The organism is Aerococcus sp. 1KP-2016, from assembly GCF_002252085.1.
Taxonomy (GTDB): domain Bacteria; phylum Bacillota; class Bacilli; order Lactobacillales; family Aerococcaceae; genus Aerococcus.
This window is the reverse complement of sequence record NZ_NEEY01000004.1, coordinates 43,693-64,041: the sequence shown is the minus strand read 5'-3', so window position 1 is coordinate 64,041 and position 20,349 is coordinate 43,693. Positions and strand designations below refer to the sequence as shown.

Genomic DNA, 20,349 nt, shown 5'->3' with positions numbered 1-20,349 from the left:
CTCTAATTTGCCCCCTCAATATTTGCACTCACTTCTTCATCTACAACTGACTCAGATGATGCGGATAGTTCCTCAGCCGTAAGTGTTGCGGACAGATCTTCCTCAACTGGTGTTTTCACCGCTTCTTCACTAACCGGATCACTTAAATCGCTAAAGTAAACGGATAAGTCAACTGGTTCGCCAGTTTCTGTATAACTGGTCGCAAGTGAAGGATATTTGGTCATATCCACAAGATTTTCCAAAATATACCATTCATCGCCCATTTGCACATGCCACGAAGGTACCAATTCCACTAGACGTGACGTTTCCGGATTTTGCACCCAACGGTAGCCTAGTACCAACTCGGAAATGTCTTGATTCGCGTAGCCTGCATTATTTAATAAATTTAACGCATCCACACCACTCATTATGGTATAAGCTTCTGAAAGATCTGAAACTTGTGTTTGAATCGTTAGTGAAGACAGATAAATATTTTTAATTTGGTCCCCATTCATCACAAATTGTGTCTTAGCAACATAATTATTACCAAACACAGGTTGTGAATTCACATATTTACGATAGTTAATGATATCTCCATTACTTCCATCGTATTCGGCATATAACCAAGAATCTTGATCAGGTATAATATCTGCAATTGCACTATTGGTCGCCATTACTTGTGCGTTAAGACTGCTTGCAACTTCTTCACTCACATTTTGAAGTAGCGTTACCTCAAATGTTTCCATGTTAATCGTCAATTGTCGTCCCTCAGTATAATAACGAGCAATTGAGTTTAAAGAATAGTCATGAATATCTTCGGGTGTTTCAAAGAAATGATTTAAAAAGTAGGTATTTGGTTGACGTTCTTGTAAATAGGTTAACTTATTTAAGTGATTTTCTTCAGTTGAAACATAGGTCAAACTATCAGCCAAGCTTACTGGCACAACTGGTGTCAAGGCATGATCATGTTCAGCGAGAAAGTTATTTGTCATTTCTTCTATTTCAGCTATTTCGTTCGTTACCGTTAGACCATACGCAACGTTTTCCGCATCATTCACTAAATATACTTGATTCGTTCCAAGTATATATATGTAACTGGAAATTGCCATTTCTTGTAAATCAACCGGTAATTGCAAAGCATCCGCTAAGAATAAATTTGCCGGTGTTTCATTGGTTAACTTACCTTCAATAAATCCCTGAGAAGCTGCGAAATTACGGATATTGTAAGCAGAGTCTTCTTCATAAGCAGATTCATATTCAAAATTAGATACTATCGTTTTAAATTCTTTGATGGTACCAAAATCGTATATGGCTTCATAACCATCCGTTTCACTATGGACAATTAATTTCTGTGCAGCAATGGCATTGGTTAATTCGTTACCTTCGTCATCACTAGTATTATTAGAAATAGCCATGTTATTCATGCCAGTATTTGTATCACTGGTACTATCTTCCGTTACTTGACTAATCCAACTATTGATGAGTTTAGGCCCATATAGATTACTAATAGAGGCCACCAGACTAATAATTGCTAAGAGCGCTAGTAAAGCATGAATAATCCATTGCCATCTATTCTTCTTCTTCATCAGCCACTCATCCTCTCCAGCCCACTCATCGCTATCGAATTCTTCAAATGGTAGGGAAATAAAGAAAGTTGTCCCTTTATTTTCGATAGAGTTGACCCAAATTTTACCATTATGTAGTTCGATTTCTTCTTTAGCGATAGATAGACCTAAACCAGAACCACCTTGGGCCCGTGATCTAGCCTTATCCACTCGGTAGAAACGATCAAATAAATGTGGAATTGAATCTTGAGGTATACCTAAACCTTGGTCTTGGATACTTAGTACAAGTTGGTTATGTGTGGACATCAATCGAACATAAATAATCCCGCCATCAGGTGAATATTTAATCGCATTGTTCATGATATTATCGATTACTTGAATTAACTTATCTTGATCAATTTCAACCCAGACTTCTTCTTCCATTAATTCACGTTTGATAATATAATTTTTACCTTCATAATCTTCCGATTGTAACATCATTTCAAAACGATCTAACACATGATTCACAAGATCTTTGAAAATCACCAATTCACGATTTAACACCTGTTGCTTAGCATCCATCCGTGATAGGTGAAGTAAATCTGAAATCATTCGAATCATACGATCTGTTTCCGTCTGAATAACATTCAAGAACTCAACGGCTACAGCCTCATCCTTGATTGCGCCATCGACCAAAGCTTCAGAATATGAGCGTACGCTTGTTAATGGTGTACGTAATTCATGTGAAATATTCGACACAAATTGTTTACGGTCTCGTTCAATTTTTTCGTGTTCTGTAATATCAGTCAAAACCCAAACTAAACCAGAAATAAAGCCAGATTCCCGTTGAATAACCGAGTATTCTGCACGAATAATGGTCTCCTCTTCAGCAGTGCCATAATTTAATAAGATTGATTCATGTTGATCAAATAATTCTCTAAATGAGAAGCGATCGGATAAATCAAGGACTTCAATAATGGACTCTCCAATGACTTCTTCTTGCGTTTTATTAAGGATATTCAACGAACGATCATTAATAATCGTGATTTTTCCACGTCTGTCGGTCGCAATAACCCCATCTGTCATATGACGTAGCACAGAATCCAATCTTTGCCGTTCTGCCTCGGTTAAATCTTGCGCATCTCCAACCCTCACAGACAAGTAATTGATAGACTCCGCAAGTTGGCCCATCTCATCCTCACTATTGATATCCAAGGTAGTTGAATAATTCCCTTCCGCAATTTGCTTGGTTTGATCGCGCATCTTTTGTAAGGGATTAATAATTTGTCTTGAAATTAACACCGCTAATCCAGTAGTAAATACAAGTGAAATACCTGAAGCAATTAGAAATAGTGATACGATATTTTGCACCTGGTTGTAAATGGTTTCTAAATTAGTAGATACATTTAAAATACCAATCATAGCGCCAGAAGATGCCGTTGAAAAAATAGGGGTGACGAATTTCTTCACCCTAATTTCTTGTGTTGCATCATAACCTGTAGTTTCGCTTCGAATACCCGTGTATAAAGTCTCCTCAATCGTTGCATCCACGGTTCTTTGGCCAATAAACGACTGTGAAGTTGGATTAGATGTGGCCAAGAGGAAACCATTGCTATCAAATAATTGAATTTCTAATACACCATCATCATTAAAACGACGCAAAATAGCATCAATTTGTGTCTCTTTATCCTCTTCACTTAAATCTTCATCTTCCATCACTGTCTGAATATTAGCAATTAGGAATGTTGTTTGACTCGTAACCTGCTCATCAAAAGAAGTAAGCATCTCTGTTTCAAGTGAACGTATAAAATACGCCCCCACAATTTGCAACGAGATCAGTAAGGTTAATATGAATATGATAGGTATTTTAAAATAAATAGATTTGAAAAAAGGGATGCCCGATTTTTTCTTAGATTTCGCCATACCCTGCCTCTATTCTTGTGTAGGAATCTTCAAGAAATAACCAACACCTCTACGTGTAATCAAAATTTTAGGATGGCTCGGGTTTTCTTCAATTTTTTCACGTAAACGACGCACGGTTACATCTACTGTACGCACATCACCAAAATAGTCATAACCCCATACAGTTTGTAGCAAGTGCTCTCTTGTCATTACTTGGTTAATATGTTGTGACAAATAATGAAGCAACTCAAATTCACGGTGGGTTAATTCAACATCCACACCGTTTTTAGACGCAATATATTCATCTTCATGAATAATTAAGTCCCCAATTTCAATTATATTCTCATTAGCAGCCTCTTCTTCAGGCGCAACCTGTTCAATAACTACATTGTTACGACGAATATTTGCTTTTACTCGGGCTGTTAACTCACGGTTTGAAAAAGGTTTTGTCACATAATCATCCGCACCCATTTCTAAACCAAGTACTTTATCAATTTCACTATCTTTTGCTGTCAGCATAATAATAGGTACTTGGCTTTCTTTACGAATTTGACGGCAAACTTCTAGTCCATCAATTTTTGGTAACATTAAATCTAATACAACCAAATCCGGTTCAAATGATTCAAATTTTTCTAATGCTTGTTCCCCATCGTAGGCTGTATCGATTTCATAGCCTTCATTTTTTAAGTTAAACGATATAATATCTGAGATTGGTTTCTCATCGTCCACTATTAATATTTTTTTCATTATTTATACTCCTTGATTTTAAAAAATCTGATCTTGGAAATGTAACATTGACTTATCGCTTTATTTTAACACCTTTATTTATAATTGCCAATCTAGCTACTTTAAGGGCTTTCATAGTGTTTTTTTACAAAACAAAAACACCATTTTTACTTACAAAAAAAAAGATCGAGGAGGGTAAGAATCTCGATCTTTTTTAATTTTAATATTTAAATTGAGCTTAGTTGTAAGCAGCCATGCTTACAGCAAATGATGGTGCCCAGTATGGGTTAAGTGATTCTGAGTGAACAGTTTCACCAGGACGTTGAGAATGGATGTATTGACCATTACCTAATGAAATTGCTACGTGGTATGGAGATCCATAAGAACCCCAGAAGATTAAGTCGCCTGGTTGTGCGCTAGATACTGAAATCTTAGGACCAGCATATTGTTGTGATGCTGTTGATCCACCAACGTTAACACCGTATGTTTGTTGGTATACATAGTATACAAAACCTGAACAGTCAAATCCTGCAGGTGTTTTACCACCCCATAAGTAAGGAACGCCAACTTGTGCATAAGCATTGTTTAATAATGCTGTTACGTTACCAGCTTGAGCTGCTGCTTCTTTCGCTGCCGCTTGAGCCGCTGCTTCTTCTGCTGCCGCTTGAGCCGCTGCTTCTTCTGCTGCCGCTTGAGCCGCTGCTTCTTCTGCAGCCGCTTGAGCCGCTGCTTCTTCTGCTGCCGCGTCATCTTCAACATTGTAGTCAACAACTACTGGCGTTTCTGCTACTACTTCTTCAACAGCTGGTGTTTCTACTACAGTTTCTTCAACAACTGGTGTTTCTACTACTACTTCTTCAACAGCTGGTGTCTCTACTACAGTTTCTTCAACAACTGTTGTTTCTACTACAGCTGGTGCTTCTACTACAGTTTCTTCAACTGCTGGCGTTTCTGCTACCACTTCAGCTGCAGGTATTTCAGCAACAACTGCTAAGCCAGGAATAGCTAAAGATTGACCAACGATAATTAAATCACCTGATAAGCCGTTAGCAGAACGTAATTCCGCTGCTGAAACGCCAAATGATGCTGAAATTTTGTTGATAGAGTCGCCTGCAACAACTGTGTAGTTACCATTTTCATCAGCTACATAGTTGTTTACTGGTGCTGCTGCAACTGGTGCAGATACTACTGGTGTTTCTAAATCAGTTGTTGTATCTGTAGTTGTGTCAGCTACTGGAGCTGTTTGAGCAACTTCACCTGCAACTTTAAGTTGTTGCCCAACTAAAATTAAGTCACCAGTGATGCCATTTAAGTCACGTAAAGTTTGTGCTGTTGTGTTAAAATCAGCAGCAATTTTATTTAATGTATCGCCCGCTACTACTGAGTAAACATTAGCAGCATCTGCAACGCGTTTAGTTTTCGCTACAACTGGTGTTTCTAATGTAGGAATATTTAAACGTTCACCAGCAATGATCAAATCGATATTGCTGATTGCGTTTGCTTCTGCAATATCCGCAATTGGTAAATCAAATTTGCGTGAAATTGATGATAGCGTGTCGCCTGATGAAATTGTATATAACTCATCGGCTGAAACATTTGTTGTTGCAAAGGCTGCTAATGCAGCGGACGTGGCTAGAGATGTTCCAACCATTTTCTTAACTGAATACTTCATAAATTTTCTACCCCCTGAAAATTGTTTACATTGCTATTATATACATGCGAGGTCGTGATTTCCGTAACAATCAGGTTACAAATTATTTACTCTTTCTTACACTTTTCGCTTCTTTTTCTAAATAAGTTCGCCAAAAATAGCAATTAATTTGAAAGCCTTGCGATTAAAGTTTTAAGAAACCATAAAGAAAACGTGCTTCATCAATGTTTTAAGTTTAGTTTAAGAAAGGATTAGAATTTGAAAAATGATTATAAAATGCAAATATATCGTAATAATTCTGTAACAATATCGAAAAGTGGCGTAAAAAAACCTAGCTATTTTTCAAATAGCTAGGTAAATGTCTAAATTGTACACTTTTAATACAAGCCAAAGATTAAAAGTAATGCACCAGGTAAATTATTTAAAAAATGAAGGAGGATTGCAGCCTTCAAATTTTTATGCTTCCAGTAAGCCATAAAACAAGCTGAACCGATTCCAGCATATAATAGAAAAGAAATCACGTTGCCTGATAAATGCAAACTAGAAAAGAAGAGCGAACTTAAGATAATGGCAGGCCAAAAATACTTTTCTTGGAACATCCCTTTGCCGATCATGCCACGGAAAATAATTTCTTCCATGACTGGAGCCAAGGTAATGACACTTAGTCCTAGATTTAGTGATAAGAGTATGTGTGGGTTATCGCCCAACATTCCAAAAATCATTTCATCATTAACTGTCGTCTCAGTACCATAAACCCAAGCCATGAGTTGACTCATGACAACTTTAAAAATCAAGATACCCAAATATAAACCTGCAACATGAAGCAAATCTTTCTTCGTGAGCGATTGGAAATTCTGTGGATGCTTCTTTTGGTAACTTCGATAGAACCAAACAGTCATCACAAACATGAAAAGCAAGCTCAAAATACCGAGCAAGACCAACATATTACCATCTAGCGTGTTTCCATACATAGTATACACTTGCGGAACTGCCACAATAAACATGTAGGCAATCGTCCAAAAGATGACAAGTAAAGCCCCTACGAAAAATTGCTTAAAACCAAATGCTTCATCATCTGGATACAATCGCGATCGATTTTTCTGATCCCCACGTCCAATCACCTCATCCGTTTGCCCATATCCGCCACCAAATTTTACTTTTTACTCAGCTGAAAAATCAAACGTCCCTTTGCTATGTGCCTTCAAATTCATATAAGAACCATGGCCTTCATACACTTGTAGAGCCACAACATCCTTACGACTTTCTTCATCCGGATACACATCTTTTACATAAGGATTATCCTTCAAAATCGCTTCTAAATAGGCTTGATCCACCGCGCGCACCTTGCCATCCACCGTAATTGCTTGAATACCATCTTCATCATTCAACAAACCTGAAATTGAAACATGTTCATTTGCCATCAATTGCTTATAGAAATCATTACTTTCCTTAGTCATGAAAAAAATGCCATTCTCATTCGCAACACCTACGTTGGCATATCGCGTGCGTGGTTTCCCATCCGCATCTACAGTCGCAAACACAGCCGCCCCTATCTTTGCTAATACATCCATATAATCTTGTAATTCCATCAAATCATCTCCTAAAAATCATCTTTCTTCTATTATAAAATAAATAAAGCAAAAGAAGTACCGATAACCTAAAGAAAATCAAAAAGAGGGCTGAACAAAGCCCCCTCTCGCATGAGGTATCAATATTTATATAGTTACTTTCCTAAAAATTGTTTTGATAAGAAATGCACAACTTTAGCCACGTTAGAACATGAAGCTACGTTCGAAAAGCAACCCTTTGCCCACCAATTTTCCGCTGGTTGAACGCTAAACGCCTTTTCTCTCATCCTTTGAACATCCAAATTATTGAATAGTATGCGTTAAGCTAGTAACGATGTTGTCACTGGCATTTCCTACGTAGATTGGTAGTCTCCTGCTTCAACCACAAAATCATGCGCCGCGTCATCCCAAACACTTAATGGATGATTTGTTGCGAAAGGATCGATGGTAATCACAACGTCTTGATGCTCACCAGCTTGTAAGTTTACTTTTTGGAAGCCAACTAAACGCATCGGTGGTTGGCCATCAACTGGAATGCCTACATAGACTTGGACAACTTCTGCACCTTCTCGGTCACCGGTATTGGTTACAGTTGCTGAAATATTGATTGGGGCATGTCCATCAGAACTTGCTTGATCAACAGCGACATTTGAGATATCGAATGTCGTATAAGATAAACCGTGACCAAAGGCAAAACCAGGTTTTACACCTTGACCTTGGTACCAACGATAGCCCATTTCTAAACCTTCAGAGTAATGGATTGTTGGGAACCCTTCTCCTTCGTTGACACCTGGGTAACGTTCTTCGTGACCGTATGAAATCATATCTTCATCACGAGCTGGATACGTTGTTGGTACTTTCCCTGATGGGTTTACTCGTCCGAATACGAGGTCAGCTACTACATGTCCGTCTTCAACACCTTGGTTCCAGAATTCTAAGACAGCATCCGCTTGGTCAATCCATGGCAAGACCACTGGTGTAGAGTCTTTTAAGACAACCACAGTATGGTCGTTTATACCTAACAATGCATCAACCATAGTATCTTGATCTTTGGGTTGATGTGGGGTCTTCATATCCGCACCCTCAGTAGCCACTAAACCTGCCATAATCACGACTGCATCTGCTGCAGCAACCGCATCTTTTGCTTCATTTAAATTACTTAAATCGTCCGCTACTACAAATAAATCAACTGTTGTTGAAGAACCTACATCAGCTAGAACATCTGTCATCCCTTCAGCTGGCGCTACTGTATACAATGGATTTACTTTCGAAGAACCACCACCACCTTGGGTTGCAAATTGAGCAAATTTCGCAAGTCCGACAATCAATACCTTGTCATGTGCTGTTGGATTTAAAGGTAATAAGCCTTTATCATTCTTCAATAAAACAGCCGATTCTTCACCAATACGACGTGCACGTGCACCATTGGCTTTGGCATCAATGGCACCAGGATTATATTCACGACCAAACACATTAAATTTAAACATTTGTGTCAATCGACGAATCAAAGCACGGTCAATCGTCGCCTCTGCCAAAGATTGATCAGCTAATGCAACTTTAATATTGGTTTCATTGAGCCATTTCGCATTTGGCATTTCATGGTCCATCCCTGCGTTCAATGATCCTGCAGCTGAACGTGCTGACCAAAATTACTTTGCACATAGCCATCAAAGCCCCATTCTTTACGTAAAATGTCATTTAATAAGTAACGATTTTCTGTTGCGTAAGTACCACGAACCCGATTATAAGCAGACATGATGGCAGCAACTTCACCATCTTTGACTAACATTTCAAAAGGTAGTAAGTACAATTCACGCAAAACATTTTCGTCAATTTCTACAGAATAGCGGAAACGTTCATCTTCTTGGTCATTTACAGCAAAGTGTTTCCCCATCGCAATGACATCATGACTTTGAATTGCTTTCGTAATTTCTACACCCATCACACCTGATAGGTATGGATCTTCTGAAAAGTATTCAAAGTTACGTCCTGAAATTGGTAAACGATGTAGACAAACTGCTGGTCCCTCAAGGACATGTTGGCCTAAAGTAAAGGTTTCCTCACCGATAATATCCCCATAAGTATATGCTAGATTTGGGTCAAAAGAAGCAGCAACCCCAATCGTCATAGGTAAAGCTATCGCTTTAGGACTAGGCATACCATCACCCATTCCAACACCTACCGGTCCATTAGTAATACGGTAGCGCGGGATGCCTAACGCATCAATAGCATCCAAGTGACGTTCTACTTGGATTTGTTCCGACAATTTTTCCATACCTTCGTCATCTTCGATACCATCCATTGTTGCATAGATATCGATGGTAGCTTTGGCACCATGTAATTGATTGATTTTTTGATCTAAATCCATATTTGCAACAAGTAAGCTTGCACGTTCCTTAGGTGATAAACTTGTATCCATCCAAGGGAATTCTTTTGTATTTGTATCCATTTTGACCCTCCAACATTAACTTAGTATGCGGTTTTATTTTTATGAAAACAATTTTTTACTCCACCATCCTACACCAACTTGTATTATTTGACCACCATTCGCATAAGCAAAATAGCAATATTTGCAATATTTGTAATATAAAAACCTTGTTTATTTTTCTTTGCATTTGGTCAAATTGTTTTCATTTGCTTTTTCAATTACTAGCCTATATGCTGGGCATGATGAAATCAAAGTAAAGAGGGAGATAACGTGAAAATAACCATACGCAGACGTCATATAGGAGAGATTCCCTTATTAGAAGTGGTACCCAGTGATGATAAAAATAGCCCACTACCCCTGATTGTCTATTACCATGGTTGGCAGTCGAGCAAGGAGTTAAATTTAACCCAAGGTCGTAAACTAGCTCAGGCTGGTTTTCGCGTCCTATTACCTGATGCCATGAACCATGGCGCACGCAAACAAAATGTCTCAGCTATTCCTTCATTAACTTTTTGGCAAAGTATCCAGAGTAACTTGTTTGAATTTGGTGCCATCATTAGTCATTTTCGCAAATTGAACGTCATTTTAGATGACAAAATAGGTGTTGGTGGTACTTCAATGGGTGGTCTTACATCTAGTGCCCTTTTGACCCACCATCCTGAAATTAAAGTTGCCTCATGTATGATGGGTTCACCAACACCAATCCAATATCGCGACCGCTTAATCCAACATAGTAAGACCATGACCACTCGTTTCGTGCCGGAAGATCTCGTTGACTTAACAGCATGGGTTGATCGCTATGATTTGTCCACGCATATGGATACTTTAAATGGGCGACCATTCTTTATCTGGCATGGGGAAAGAGACTGGCGCGTACCTTATGACCAAACCTTACAATTTGTCGAAGCACATAAGGACATGGATAATATTCACTTCGTCCATGAAGATGAGGACCATTTAGTCAAAACAGAGACCATGGATATGATGACCGCTTTCTTTGTAAAATATTTGTTATAAACAAAAAGACCACCTAGCCTAATCGCTTGGTGGTCTTTTTAGAGAGTATGTCTTTTACATTACTTATTCAGCATTTAAAGCTGCAACAGTGATGTAGTTGTATGGTTTGTTGAAGTGAGGCAAGAAGAAGATGTCTAACAATGCTAATTTATCGATTGTTAGTTGTTCTTGGATTGCTAATGAGAACATATGAATGCCCATTGACATATCGTAATCTGATGCCATTTGCGCACCAACGATACGACGAGATTCTTCTTCATATACAATACGTAATTTCACGTCTGCATTTTCGTCTGCTGGCATGAAGTCTGGTAATTGTGTATCTTCGATATCTGTGTATTTCACTTTCAAGCCATTTTTTTCAGCGGCACGAACAGAGAAACCAGTTGATACTAATTTTTTATCAAAGATTGCGATACCGTTTGATCCTTGAACACCAGCACCTTCAAGATGTGTACCTAAGATATTTGTAGCAGCAACAATACCTGAGCGAACAGCGTTTGAAGCTAATGCGATGTAAGTAGTGTCGTTCGCAGCGTTAGAGTAGTTTGTTGCACAGTCACCAACAGCATATACAGAGTCATCGCTTGTTTTGAATGTACGGTCTACTAAGTAAGCACCATTTACAAATTTTTCTAAATGACCTTCGCCTAATGCAGCATTTGCACGGAAACCAATTGCATTGATGATAACGTCAGCTTTGTATTCGCCTTTAGTTGTCTTCAAGCCAGTTACTTTACCGTTTTCACCTAAGTATGCTTCTGCTAATTCACCGAAGTGTGTGTGGATACCATTGTCAGTTAAGTTTTTGTCCATGATTTCAGCGAATTCTACATCATAGTAGTTCATTAATGAATGTTCTTCAGCATCAAAGATATGTACTTCTTTACCACGAAGGGCTGCCGCTTCAGCAATTTCAACACCAATATAACCAGCACCAATAACACATACAATGTTTGCGTCTTCAGCTGCTAAAGCTTTATCAACTTGTTGGCCTTCTTGGAATAATTTCAAGAAGTGTAAGCCTTCTAAATCGTTACCTGGTAATTTAGGTGCGATTGGAAGAGATCCTGTTGCTAAGACTAATTTGTCATAGCTTTCTTCTAATTTTTCACCTGATTTTGTTTCAGCATAAACAACTTTATTTTCGAAGTCGATTTCTTTTACTTCAGTTTCTAGAGAGATTTTTGCACCCTTCGCTTCAAATTCTGCAGCGTTAGTATAGAATAATCCTTCATAGCTATCGATTTGACGACCAACCCATAAAGCTGTACCACAACCTAGGTAAGATAGATTAGAGTTACGGTCTAATAATGTTACTTCAACATCTTGACCTGATTCTAAAATAGTATTAGCTGCTGAGATACCTGCATGGTTAGTTCCGACTACAACGACTTTCATATGTTTATCCTCCTCGGCATACTTGCCAATTGCTCATTTATTTACAAGCAAAGAATAACACGCCTTTTTCATGATTACAAAACATTCTTGTACCAATTTAGCGCTTGCACAAAGTCAAAAATTCGCAAATTTTCGACTAAGTTTGTGAAATAGTTGTTAAACTTATATGTAAGCGCTACTTTCATTGCATTTTTTGTCTTTTTTTCAAAAAATAACCAAAGTCAAACAAATTCATTTTTCACAAATTCAACTAGTTTTGTACCGATATTGTATTTTTATTGGCTTTATTGATGTTATAAAATAAAAAACACCGAGCATAGCTTGATGTTTCGCATTATACAAAACCCTGCTATACATGGTATTTTTCAGTTTTTTTACATAAAAAAAAATCTATAAGTGATATTTCTTCAACTAAAATTACAAGCGATCAATTTCATCATTCGTGAGTAAGTGATGACGTAAACTATCCAAAAACTTCACATGATCAGTATCTTCTTGATTGGCAGAATTGGCTTTTAGCGTTTCTCTGTAACGTACGTCTAATTTTAGAATCTTATAAATTGAAGCAAGGAATGGTACCCCTAGCAACATTCCTGGAATACCCATAAGTCCTGCGCCAACCGTTACAGCGAAAAGTACCCACATACTTGGTAATCCAATAGAATCTCCCACCACACGTGGATAGATGAGATCGCCTTCTACTTGTTGAATGATTAAAACGAAAATGATATACACAAATGCATAGGTTGGGTTTAGGCTAATAGGATGACGACGCCAATTGCACCGGCCATGAAGGCACCTAAAATAGGAATCAAAGCAAGGACACCTTGCAATACCCCTAGCATTGCGGCATAAGGAATTTGTAAAATCAATAAGCCTGCTGTTACTAAAACACCTAGAATTACCGCTTCCGTAACCATACCCGAAATAAATTTAGAGAATGTTTCATTTGCAACGGCTAAAACGTTCAATAACAAGTTCTCAATATCATTGGGTAAATACACAGCCATAGAGCGAGTGATTTGTTTACCTAATTTTTCTTTAGAAGCCAAAATGTAAATGGCAAACATTAAGGCTAAGAAAATATTGGTTACGGCAGAAACAGAGGTTGTCAACACTGCAATTGAAGTAGCTGCTACACCAGAAGCAATTGAATTCACACCTGAAGCTACACTTGACACAACACTAGACCAATTGACCTTCATTTGGTCAGTTAATTGGTTTAACATTGGGACCAATGCCTCTTGCTGATTAAACCAATTCTGAATGTTTTCTACTAAAGTTGGCACAACTTCGACCAGTGTCATCACGGCTGATGCTAGTTGCGGAATCACAATAATCACAACTGCTGTGATAGCCAAAATGATTACTAATAAAGCGAGGATAATTGCTAACGGTCGTCTAGATGCCTTCAAATATTTATTATCCGACTTAGGAAAGAGATGTTTCTCAAACCAACGCATGGGAATATTTAATACAAAGGCAATCATGCCCCCTAAAATGATGGGGAAGAGAACTGACCATAAGATGCCCACTGCACCAACGATACTCGACCAATAAATTATTGCTAAAATGAAGACTGCGATGAGTGCGAGCCACTGTAGCCCTTGTTTTGTAGGACCTGTCCATTTTTTCATTCTGTGTCACCTTTTCTTTCTTCTATTATTTATCTATTTTAACATAAGCTTTTTTAAAAGCTTGTATGATAAGGATTTATGCAAGCGTAAAAATGGTTTTATACTTGATTAAAATAATATATCCGTTTACATCGATATCTTCGCAATTATTTGTGATTGATTGTACAATATAGGCAACAAGAATATTTTTGCTATTTATGGATGCACGTCTATTTTTACTACTGATCAACTTCACTATTACAATTGGAAAAGATAGATAAAGGAGAATTATCATGGGAAAATTAGCCAACAAAGTAGCTATTGTAACAGGTGGTGCATCCGGTATCGGCAAAGGTATTGCTGAACTATATGCCAAGGAAGGTGCCAAGGTTGTGGTCGCAGATATAACCTTGCGGGTGCCCAAGCAGTCGTGCAAGCAATAGAAACTAATGGGGGTATTGCTACTGCCTTTGAGGTAGATGTAGCGGTCAACGCAAAAATGCTAGCCTTAGTTCATTACGCGATAAACACTTATGGCACTATCGACATTTTGGTGAATAACGCAGGGATTATGGACCATAATGAACCTGTTGCTGAGATTCAAACTGAAAAATTTGAACACATCTTTGCCGTTAACGTATACAGCGTCATGTATGGTATGCGCGCAGTCGTTGATTACTGGCTGGCTGAAGATAAACCAGGTAATATTATCAATGTGACGTCAATAGGTGGGTTACTCACAGGCGTAGCGGGTACAACTTATACTGCTTCTAAACATGCAGTCACTGCGATGACTAAGTCCACTGCCTTCATGTATGTCAACAAAGGTATCCGCGTAAACGGTATTGCCCCAGGTGGTGTAGCAACGAATATCGCCTCTACTATGACGGATTTGAGCGATTTTGGCAACAGTCGTATTGGCCAAGTAGCCGCCTTGAATCCGCGCATTGGTCAGCCAAATGAAATTGCGACCGTTGCTGTATTCTTAGCATCTGATGACGCCAGTTTCGTGACCGGCACGATTATTGTTGCTGACGGTGGTTTTACCGCAGGCCTATTATAATTGACTGTTTCTAGAAAAGGAGGTTGGAACTAAAGTCCCACCCTCCTTTTTTGATTGTTATAAAAATCATGGATTGTAGTAGTTACGGCACAACTCAACTTTTATGCCTTTTTGACTGTGACCTATTCTACTCATATAAGTCACTGGTTTAGTTAATGAGGGGCTTGTTTTCTCAGATAAGTCACGGCTTTAGTTAATGAGGGGCTTATTTTCTCAGATAAGTCACATCTTTAGTTAATGAGGGGCTTATTTTCTCAGATAAGTCACTTCCTCAGTTACCAAGTGGCTTATTTGGCTCATATAAGTCACAGGTTTAAGGATCCTACACTTTAAGATGGAAAAGCCATTATTTATACGCTGCCCCGGTCCATCTTTTGATACCTATCCTATTTGTATCCACGGCGAATTACTTGTATACCCTAGCTCATAAGGGTATGATACAGATAAAATACAGCTTCATCCTTAAGCATTCTTGCAGAAAGTAGTGACAGCATATGAAATTAGTACTTGTACGACATGGTCAAAGCGAATTAAATCTCCGAAATGTCTTTACTGGTTGGTTGGATCCCGAATTAAGTGCCCTTGGTGTCAAGGAGGCACATGCGGCAGGTGAGGCGCTTAAAGCGGAGGGTATACTTTTTGATACCGTCCATACCTCTGTATTAACCCGGGCTATACAAACGACTTATTACACCTTGAATAGTTTAGAACAATTGTATTTGCCCGTCCATAAACATTGGCGACTCAATGAACGACACTATGGCGCTTTGCAAGGCCTAGACAAGGCTGAAACGGCGGCCATTCATGGTGATGAACAAGTCCATATTTGGCGTCGTTCATATGATGTGCGACCACCAAAAGCGACTGGTAATACCTTCGATCGTCGATATGAAGATTTGGATATCGACCATTTGTTAGCCGGTGAAAGTTTAAAAGATACCCTAATACGTACCATGCCTTACTGGGAAGATCATATTGCAGCCGACCTCAAAGAAGGCAAGAACGTCTTAATCGTGGCTCACGGGAATAGTTTGCGATCATTAACTAAATACCTAGAAAATATTTCTGATGAGGCTATTCCCGATTTAGAAATTGCTACAGGTGAACCAATTGTATATGACGTGAATGATCATCTACATATCACGAATAAGAAAATTTTAGTCAAAAAAACATTTGAATAGCACAAGAAAAGCCAGAGACGTCAGGTCCCTGGCTTATTTTGTATCCATAATTTTTTTCTAGCTGATTCATTTATTCAGGATAATACGTGAAAAAATGGAAGCCTGTTTCATTTATATCGCAAAATAAATGGAACATATTTAAGAATATTAACCTATATATGGAAATAAATGAAAATCCTCAAAATGATTCATTTATCGACTTAAATAAATGAACGATTTAGCGGAAAATTCACTTATTTCATCCAAAAAATCAAGAAAACAAATCATTTTCATTTATATAATCAAATAAGTGAAACGCAATCTTTTTCACGCTGTTGTCCTGCCAGCTTGTTTTGTATAATTCGATGCGAATCGTTCCTCATAGACATGCGCGAGTGCGGTCAACTCATCGGGCATTGGCCAATTTGCTTCATAGCCATTCATAATATCCCGAAATACATTCAGGCAATTATGCCAGCCTGTCGCAGTCGGCACAATCCAATCGGGACTATCAAAAGTATGTGAGAACTTCAAGAGTGTGCCCGTGCCCGTTTCTGTAGCTTCTAATCTAATGTGGATAACATCCGTAGCATCTTCAATAAATTCGAATTCACGCGGTGCATCCAACTTTGTAATCATACCGTGATATTTAGCGCCTTCCCCATCATCAAATTTGATGTGACCGCCAACCTTCACGTCCATCACACCTGTTGCAAATGGATACCATTGAGCGAAAATATTAGGATCCACCAAAGCATCAAATACGAAACTTGGTGTAAAACGCAATTTCCGTTCAAAATACAGGGCATAGCGATGATCATGTTCTATCAACTGTCCATATGGCATGCAACCACCCCCTTATGCTAAATCCACCAAGTCTTGAATGATGATTTTCTTCATCTGCATCATTGCTTGAATTTGGGCTGGCTTTGTTTGGAGCGCGCCCATATTAGCTGGAATAATCTGCCACGACAAGCCAAATTGATCTTTGGCCCAACCGCATTGCTCTGCTTCAGGTACGAAACTTAACTTGTACCAGAAATAGTCAATCTCCGCTTGATCATCGCAAAGAATGGTGATGGAAATTGCTTCGTTAAAGCGGAAAACAGGTCCGCCATCGAGTGCAATGTATTGATGGCCACCTAAGGTAAATTCAGCTGTAATGACCTTACCTTCCATCCCCTCAAAATGTTCATCTAGAGTGGCATCCGGGTAACGGACAATTTGCTGGATATGAGAATCAGGAAAAGTATCTACGTAATATTGGATGGCTTCTTCACAATTGCCATCACTAAACCATAAACAAGGTGCTAAATTTTTCATCGTGTATCCTCCTCCATTAAATGGATTACAGGTGTATTGTATGCCCTTACATTTTATCACTTATCAATTCTTTTTTATACAAAAATTTATCATTATAAGAATAAAGACATTTAGGTATTTTCTATCATTGAAAAATAATAAGCGTGCGAAACACCCAGTGCCTCACACGCTCATCGTATCTTGGTTTATTTTTTGTTTTTTTCTTTCTGCTTATCTTTTTGGTAGATAGTATCCACCATCACGGCAATGGCGTTATCTCCTGATACATTAGCTGCTGTACCAAATGAATCTTGCGTGATATACAGTGAAATAGCCAGTTGGTTGAAAGATTCAGTTAAACCAACCATTGGTAAGAATGGCAAGGCTGACATAATCGCCCCACCTGGTGCACCTGGCGCTGCCACCATGGCAATACCCAACACCATGATGAACGCAATCATCGTACCCAATGAAATTGGCATACCGTACATCAATAGGATAGCTGTTACAACTGAAGTGATGGTAATCATTGAACCAGCCAAATGAATGGTCGCACACAAAGGTACAACAAAGTTGGCAATTTCTTCAGAAACACCATTCTTCTTGGCAATTTCCACGTTAGTTGGAATAGTCGCTGCTGACGATTGCGTACCCGCAGCAGTTAACCATCCTGGGATTTGATTCTTCATCAAGGTAATCGCATTTTTCCCGCCATAAGATCCAGCAAATAAGAACATAGCTGAAATATAGATGGTATGTAGGACAACTGCTGTGATTAAGACCTTCCAGAAGACTGACATAACGGCAAATACAGAGCCTGAATATGACATGTCCGCGAAGTTGAAGAAAATATAGACTGGCAATAATGGAATAACAACTGTTTGCAAGGCTAGGTCAATAATTTTCCCAAAATCTGTGAAAATGGCTAACAAGCCTTCACCACGGCCCTGTGTCCGCAACCACGAGATGCCTAGACCGACCATGAAGGCAAATACGATACCTGACGTCACAGAAAACATGGGTTCAAGACCAATGGAGAACAAGGCAGTTGCCCCTTTTCCAGATGACTGAATTTTGTCAGCTAAATCTGTTGTAATAAAAATGGGGAATAAATTGCTCGCAACAAGATAGGTGAATGTCCCGGCAATCAATGTTGAGCCATAGGCAATGCCTAGGGTGATACCTAATAGTTTTCCAGCATCTTCCGCTAATTCCGCAATCCCCGGAATAATTAAACCAACAATCATTAATGGAATGATCCAGCTTAAGAATTCAGAAAAAATGCCTGAAAGCGTCTTGAATAGTTCGAAGACGAAGTCAGGCAGAAAACTAAATTGCCCAACGATAATACCTAAAATAATAGCAACCACTAACTTAAGTGCTAATGGCATGGTGAATTTCTTTTTTGACATGAGATGACTACATCCTTTCAAATTGTCTTACGCATAGAAAAAGTCCCATAGCATCTATGGGGCTTATATGAGATTCCACTTACAATTTTAACAGATTTTTAATCAAATTTGTGAGAAAATTCTTTTAATAATTCATTCGCTTCCTGCCATGCTGGGTAATACTGATCCATTAAGCTATAGAAACGCTTGTTATGATTGGTTTCTAAGAGGTGGACCAATTCGTGGGCTACGACAGATTCTAGACAAATGAGTGGCATTTGCACTAAGAGTAAGTTGATGGAAATCGTCTTTTTATTGATATTGCAGCTCCCCCACCGTGTCTTCATCAGACGCATGGTGAATTTGTTGGCGTGGACGCCCATCTTAGGTTCAAGTCTTGCCGCCACTTCTAACGTTTTTTCTTTTAGGGTTTCCCGCAAGAACTTATCCATAACGATGCCCCTATCGTCTCTGCTAGCCCCCTTTTTCACGGACAGATAAATGGTTCCATTGTCAAAATGACCGCCGCTTGGTTGGCTACTTTCTTCGACTTTTAAGGGATACATTTCCCCAAATAAATGATGCATCTCGTCAGTAACATATTGCTTGGCACTTGCCTCGGCAGCAGCGAATGCTTCGGCTTGCATGGCCTCGATTTGTTCAAGATTCGATATGAAGAAATGTTCGATTGCAGCTTTCGATGCATGCATGGGTACGGATATCCTAATAGAGGGATTAGATAATACAATCCGCAAAGTAATATTTTTGTAGGACGCACTACGATTGATGATCACGGGATGGTCTGCAATAATCATAAATTGTTGCATGGTGATATACTCCTTTGCTTAAACTGCTTGTGACTACTCGCCTTCGTTGATTTCAGCGACGAGATTATCATAATTAATGTCAGCCTTCATAAATGCTTCATTATCAATGGCAAAGTGTTGGTCAAAATGACGGACGGTTTGAATCGCAATATGCCCTTGATTGATGACATAGTCTAAGATATGGCCACCAAATTGTCGATCTTCTGAGATAAAGTGACAATGAAAGCCTTGTTTCACTACACCTTCGAATAGATAGGGACCATAGACACCGATACAAGTCCCTTTTACATTTTGGGTTTTAAATTCTGGTTGCACACGGCTCGCCTCAACAAAACGTGGATACGGCTTTTCCGTGCGCGGAATGACTCGCGTATGCATACTTTCAAAGCTACCTTCTATTTTGATCACAGAAAATGTATGTAAGGATTGTAGCTGTGTCTTGAGCACTTCTTGAAAATCTAGCATATTCATGGGCGTAGCCACATCGAAGGTATGGTGAGATTTGAAGAAGGTCACCGATGCATAGGGTACGGTTTCTTTACCCGTCAATTCAATTAATTGACCGTCTTTGCGAGCTTGATAGGCCTGACCGTCTATGACAATCAATTCCCCGTCTAAGTGGTCCATGGTACCAATACCATAATTACCGTGTTCGAGTAGTGCATCGATGGTCATTGACCCGTCAAAAAAACCTGCCATGAGGTCACCTAATGTTTGATGTTGGAATAATCTTGTCATCTGAAAAACCTCCATTTACGCGTTCTTTACTTAAAC

17 protein-coding genes and 1 pseudogene are annotated in these 20,349 nt (G+C 38.9%); 3 read left to right on the top strand and 15 right to left on the bottom strand.

The window, feature by feature from the left end; all coding sequences use genetic code 11:
- Positions 1–2 precede the first annotated feature (2 nt).
- The 7 genes from walK to B9P78_RS09845 form a co-directional block, all read right to left on the bottom strand.
- A complete protein-coding gene (gene walK / locus B9P78_RS10635) occupies positions 3–3,446 on the bottom strand; it encodes a cell wall metabolism sensor histidine kinase WalK (RefSeq protein WP_369824308.1) in 3,444 nt (1,147 codons plus the stop codon).
- 9 nt (positions 3,447–3,455) lie between these two features.
- A complete protein-coding gene (gene yycF / locus B9P78_RS01785) occupies positions 3,456–4,172 on the bottom strand; it encodes a response regulator YycF (protein WP_094517868.1) in 717 nt (238 codons plus the stop codon).
- Positions 4,173–4,389: 217 nt separating this feature from the next.
- Positions 4,390–5,823: a C40 family peptidase gene (locus tag B9P78_RS01780; protein WP_094517867.1), complete on the bottom strand. Its 1,434-nt coding sequence runs from the start codon at positions 5,821–5,823 to the stop codon at positions 4,390–4,392.
- Positions 5,824–6,179: 356 nt separating this feature from the next.
- On the bottom strand, positions 6,180–6,923 hold the full coding sequence (locus B9P78_RS01775) for a CPBP family intramembrane glutamic endopeptidase (RefSeq protein WP_233487647.1): 744 nt from the start codon (positions 6,921–6,923) through the stop codon (positions 6,180–6,182).
- Positions 6,924–6,962: 39 nt separating this feature from the next.
- The gene (locus B9P78_RS01770) at positions 6,963–7,391 is read right to left on the bottom strand and encodes a pyridoxamine 5'-phosphate oxidase family protein (RefSeq protein WP_094517866.1); all 429 of its coding nucleotides are present in this window, start codon (positions 7,389–7,391) and stop codon (positions 6,963–6,965) included.
- A 332-nt stretch (positions 7,392–7,723) separates the two neighbouring features.
- Positions 7,724–8,965, bottom strand: coding sequence for a glycoside hydrolase family 3 C-terminal domain-containing protein (locus B9P78_RS09850; protein WP_199445719.1), 1,242 nt, complete (start codon positions 8,963–8,965; stop codon positions 7,724–7,726).
- Between the two features lie 20 nt (positions 8,966–8,985).
- The gene (locus tag B9P78_RS09845) at positions 8,986–9,819 is read right to left on the bottom strand and encodes a glycoside hydrolase family 3 protein (RefSeq protein WP_199445718.1); all 834 of its coding nucleotides are present in this window, start codon (positions 9,817–9,819) and stop codon (positions 8,986–8,988) included.
- 249 nt (positions 9,820–10,068) lie between these two features.
- Here B9P78_RS09845 and B9P78_RS01760 point away from each other — a divergent pair, with 249 nt between their 5' ends.
- Positions 10,069–10,815 (top strand): alpha/beta fold hydrolase, encoded by a 747-nt coding sequence (locus B9P78_RS01760; RefSeq protein WP_094517865.1) that lies wholly within the window; start codon positions 10,069–10,071, stop codon positions 10,813–10,815.
- A gap of 63 nt (positions 10,816–10,878) precedes the next feature.
- Here the strand turns inward: B9P78_RS01760 and nox are convergent, their stop codons facing one another.
- The 3 genes from nox to B9P78_RS01750 all read right to left on the bottom strand — a co-directional run bounded on the left by nox (position 10,879) and on the right by B9P78_RS01750 (position 13,853).
- Positions 10,879–12,216 carry a H2O-forming NADH oxidase gene (nox, locus tag B9P78_RS01755; protein ID WP_094517864.1) on the bottom strand — a complete coding sequence of 446 codons (1,338 nt, stop codon included), beginning with the start codon at positions 12,214–12,216 and terminating at the stop codon, positions 10,879–10,881.
- A gap of 417 nt (positions 12,217–12,633) precedes the next feature.
- The gene (locus tag B9P78_RS10450) at positions 12,634–12,951 is read right to left on the bottom strand and encodes an AI-2E family transporter (RefSeq protein WP_255377052.1); all 318 of its coding nucleotides are present in this window, start codon (positions 12,949–12,951) and stop codon (positions 12,634–12,636) included.
- A 17-nt stretch (positions 12,952–12,968) separates the two neighbouring features.
- Positions 12,969–13,853: an AI-2E family transporter gene (locus B9P78_RS01750; protein WP_255377051.1), complete on the bottom strand. Its 885-nt coding sequence runs from the start codon at positions 13,851–13,853 to the stop codon at positions 12,969–12,971.
- A 272-nt stretch (positions 13,854–14,125) separates the two neighbouring features.
- Here B9P78_RS01750 and B9P78_RS01745 point away from each other — a divergent pair.
- Positions 14,126–14,895, top strand: a pseudogene (locus tag B9P78_RS01745) (glucose 1-dehydrogenase).
- A gap of 494 nt (positions 14,896–15,389) precedes the next feature.
- Positions 15,390–16,076, top strand: a complete 687-nt coding sequence (locus B9P78_RS01740; RefSeq protein WP_094517863.1) for a 2,3-diphosphoglycerate-dependent phosphoglycerate mutase — start codon at positions 15,390–15,392, stop codon at positions 16,074–16,076.
- 306 nt (positions 16,077–16,382) lie between these two features.
- Here the strand turns inward: B9P78_RS01740 and B9P78_RS01735 are convergent, their stop codons facing one another.
- The 5 genes from B9P78_RS01735 to budA all read right to left on the bottom strand — a co-directional run bounded on the left by B9P78_RS01735 (position 16,383) and on the right by budA (position 20,313).
- Positions 16,383–16,901, bottom strand: coding sequence for an SRPBCC domain-containing protein (locus B9P78_RS01735; RefSeq protein ID WP_094517862.1), 519 nt, complete (start codon positions 16,899–16,901; stop codon positions 16,383–16,385).
- Positions 16,902–16,913: 12 nt separating this feature from the next.
- On the bottom strand, positions 16,914–17,378 hold the full coding sequence (locus B9P78_RS01730; protein WP_094517861.1) for a VOC family protein: 465 nt from the start codon (positions 17,376–17,378) through the stop codon (positions 16,914–16,916).
- A 185-nt stretch (positions 17,379–17,563) separates the two neighbouring features.
- Positions 17,564–18,769, bottom strand: a complete 1,206-nt coding sequence (locus B9P78_RS01725; protein ID WP_094517860.1) for a dicarboxylate/amino acid:cation symporter — start codon at positions 18,767–18,769, stop codon at positions 17,564–17,566.
- A gap of 98 nt (positions 18,770–18,867) precedes the next feature.
- Complete coding sequence (locus B9P78_RS01720; RefSeq protein ID WP_094517859.1) at positions 18,868–19,575, bottom strand: M48 family metallopeptidase; 708 nt, start codon at positions 19,573–19,575, stop codon at positions 18,868–18,870.
- Positions 19,576–19,608: 33 nt separating this feature from the next.
- On the bottom strand, positions 19,609–20,313 hold the full coding sequence (budA, locus tag B9P78_RS01715; RefSeq protein ID WP_094517858.1) for an acetolactate decarboxylase: 705 nt from the start codon (positions 20,311–20,313) through the stop codon (positions 19,609–19,611).
- Positions 20,314–20,349: the final 36 nt, after the last annotated feature.

Coding starts and splice junctions, on each gene's coding strand:
- walK (WP_369824308.1), bottom strand. CDS start 3,446: ATGGCGAAATCTAAGAAAAAATCGGGCATCCCTTTTTTCAAATCTATT.
- yycF (WP_094517868.1), bottom strand. CDS start 4,172: ATGAAAAAAATATTAATAGTGGACGATGAGAAACCAATCTCAGATATT.
- B9P78_RS01780 (WP_094517867.1), bottom strand. CDS start 5,823: ATGAAGTATTCAGTTAAGAAAATGGTTGGAACATCTCTAGCCACGTCC.
- B9P78_RS01770 (WP_094517866.1), bottom strand. CDS start 7,391: ATGGAATTACAAGATTATATGGATGTATTAGCAAAGATAGGGGCGGCT.
- B9P78_RS09850 (WP_199445719.1), bottom strand. CDS start 8,965: ATGCCAAATGCGAAATGGCTCAATGAAACCAATATTAAAGTTGCATTA.
- B9P78_RS09845 (WP_199445718.1), bottom strand. CDS start 9,819: ATGGATACAAATACAAAAGAATTCCCTTGGATGGATACAAGTTTATCA.
- nox (WP_094517864.1), bottom strand. CDS start 12,216: ATGAAAGTCGTTGTAGTCGGAACTAACCATGCAGGTATCTCAGCAGCT.
- B9P78_RS01750 (WP_255377051.1), bottom strand. CDS start 13,853: ATGAAAAAATGGACAGGTCCTACAAAACAAGGGCTACAGTGGCTCGCA.
- B9P78_RS01740 (WP_094517863.1), top strand. CDS start 15,390: ATGAAATTAGTACTTGTACGACATGGTCAAAGCGAATTAAATCTCCGA.
- B9P78_RS01735 (WP_094517862.1), bottom strand. CDS start 16,901: ATGCCATATGGACAGTTGATAGAACATGATCATCGCTATGCCCTGTAT.
- B9P78_RS01730 (WP_094517861.1), bottom strand. CDS start 17,378: ATGAAAAATTTAGCACCTTGTTTATGGTTTAGTGATGGCAATTGTGAA.
- B9P78_RS01725 (WP_094517860.1), bottom strand. CDS start 18,769: ATGTCAAAAAAGAAATTCACCATGCCATTAGCACTTAAGTTAGTGGTT.
- B9P78_RS01720 (WP_094517859.1), bottom strand. CDS start 19,575: ATGCAACAATTTATGATTATTGCAGACCATCCCGTGATCATCAATCGT.
- budA (WP_094517858.1), bottom strand. CDS start 20,313: ATGACAAGATTATTCCAACATCAAACATTAGGTGACCTCATGGCAGGT.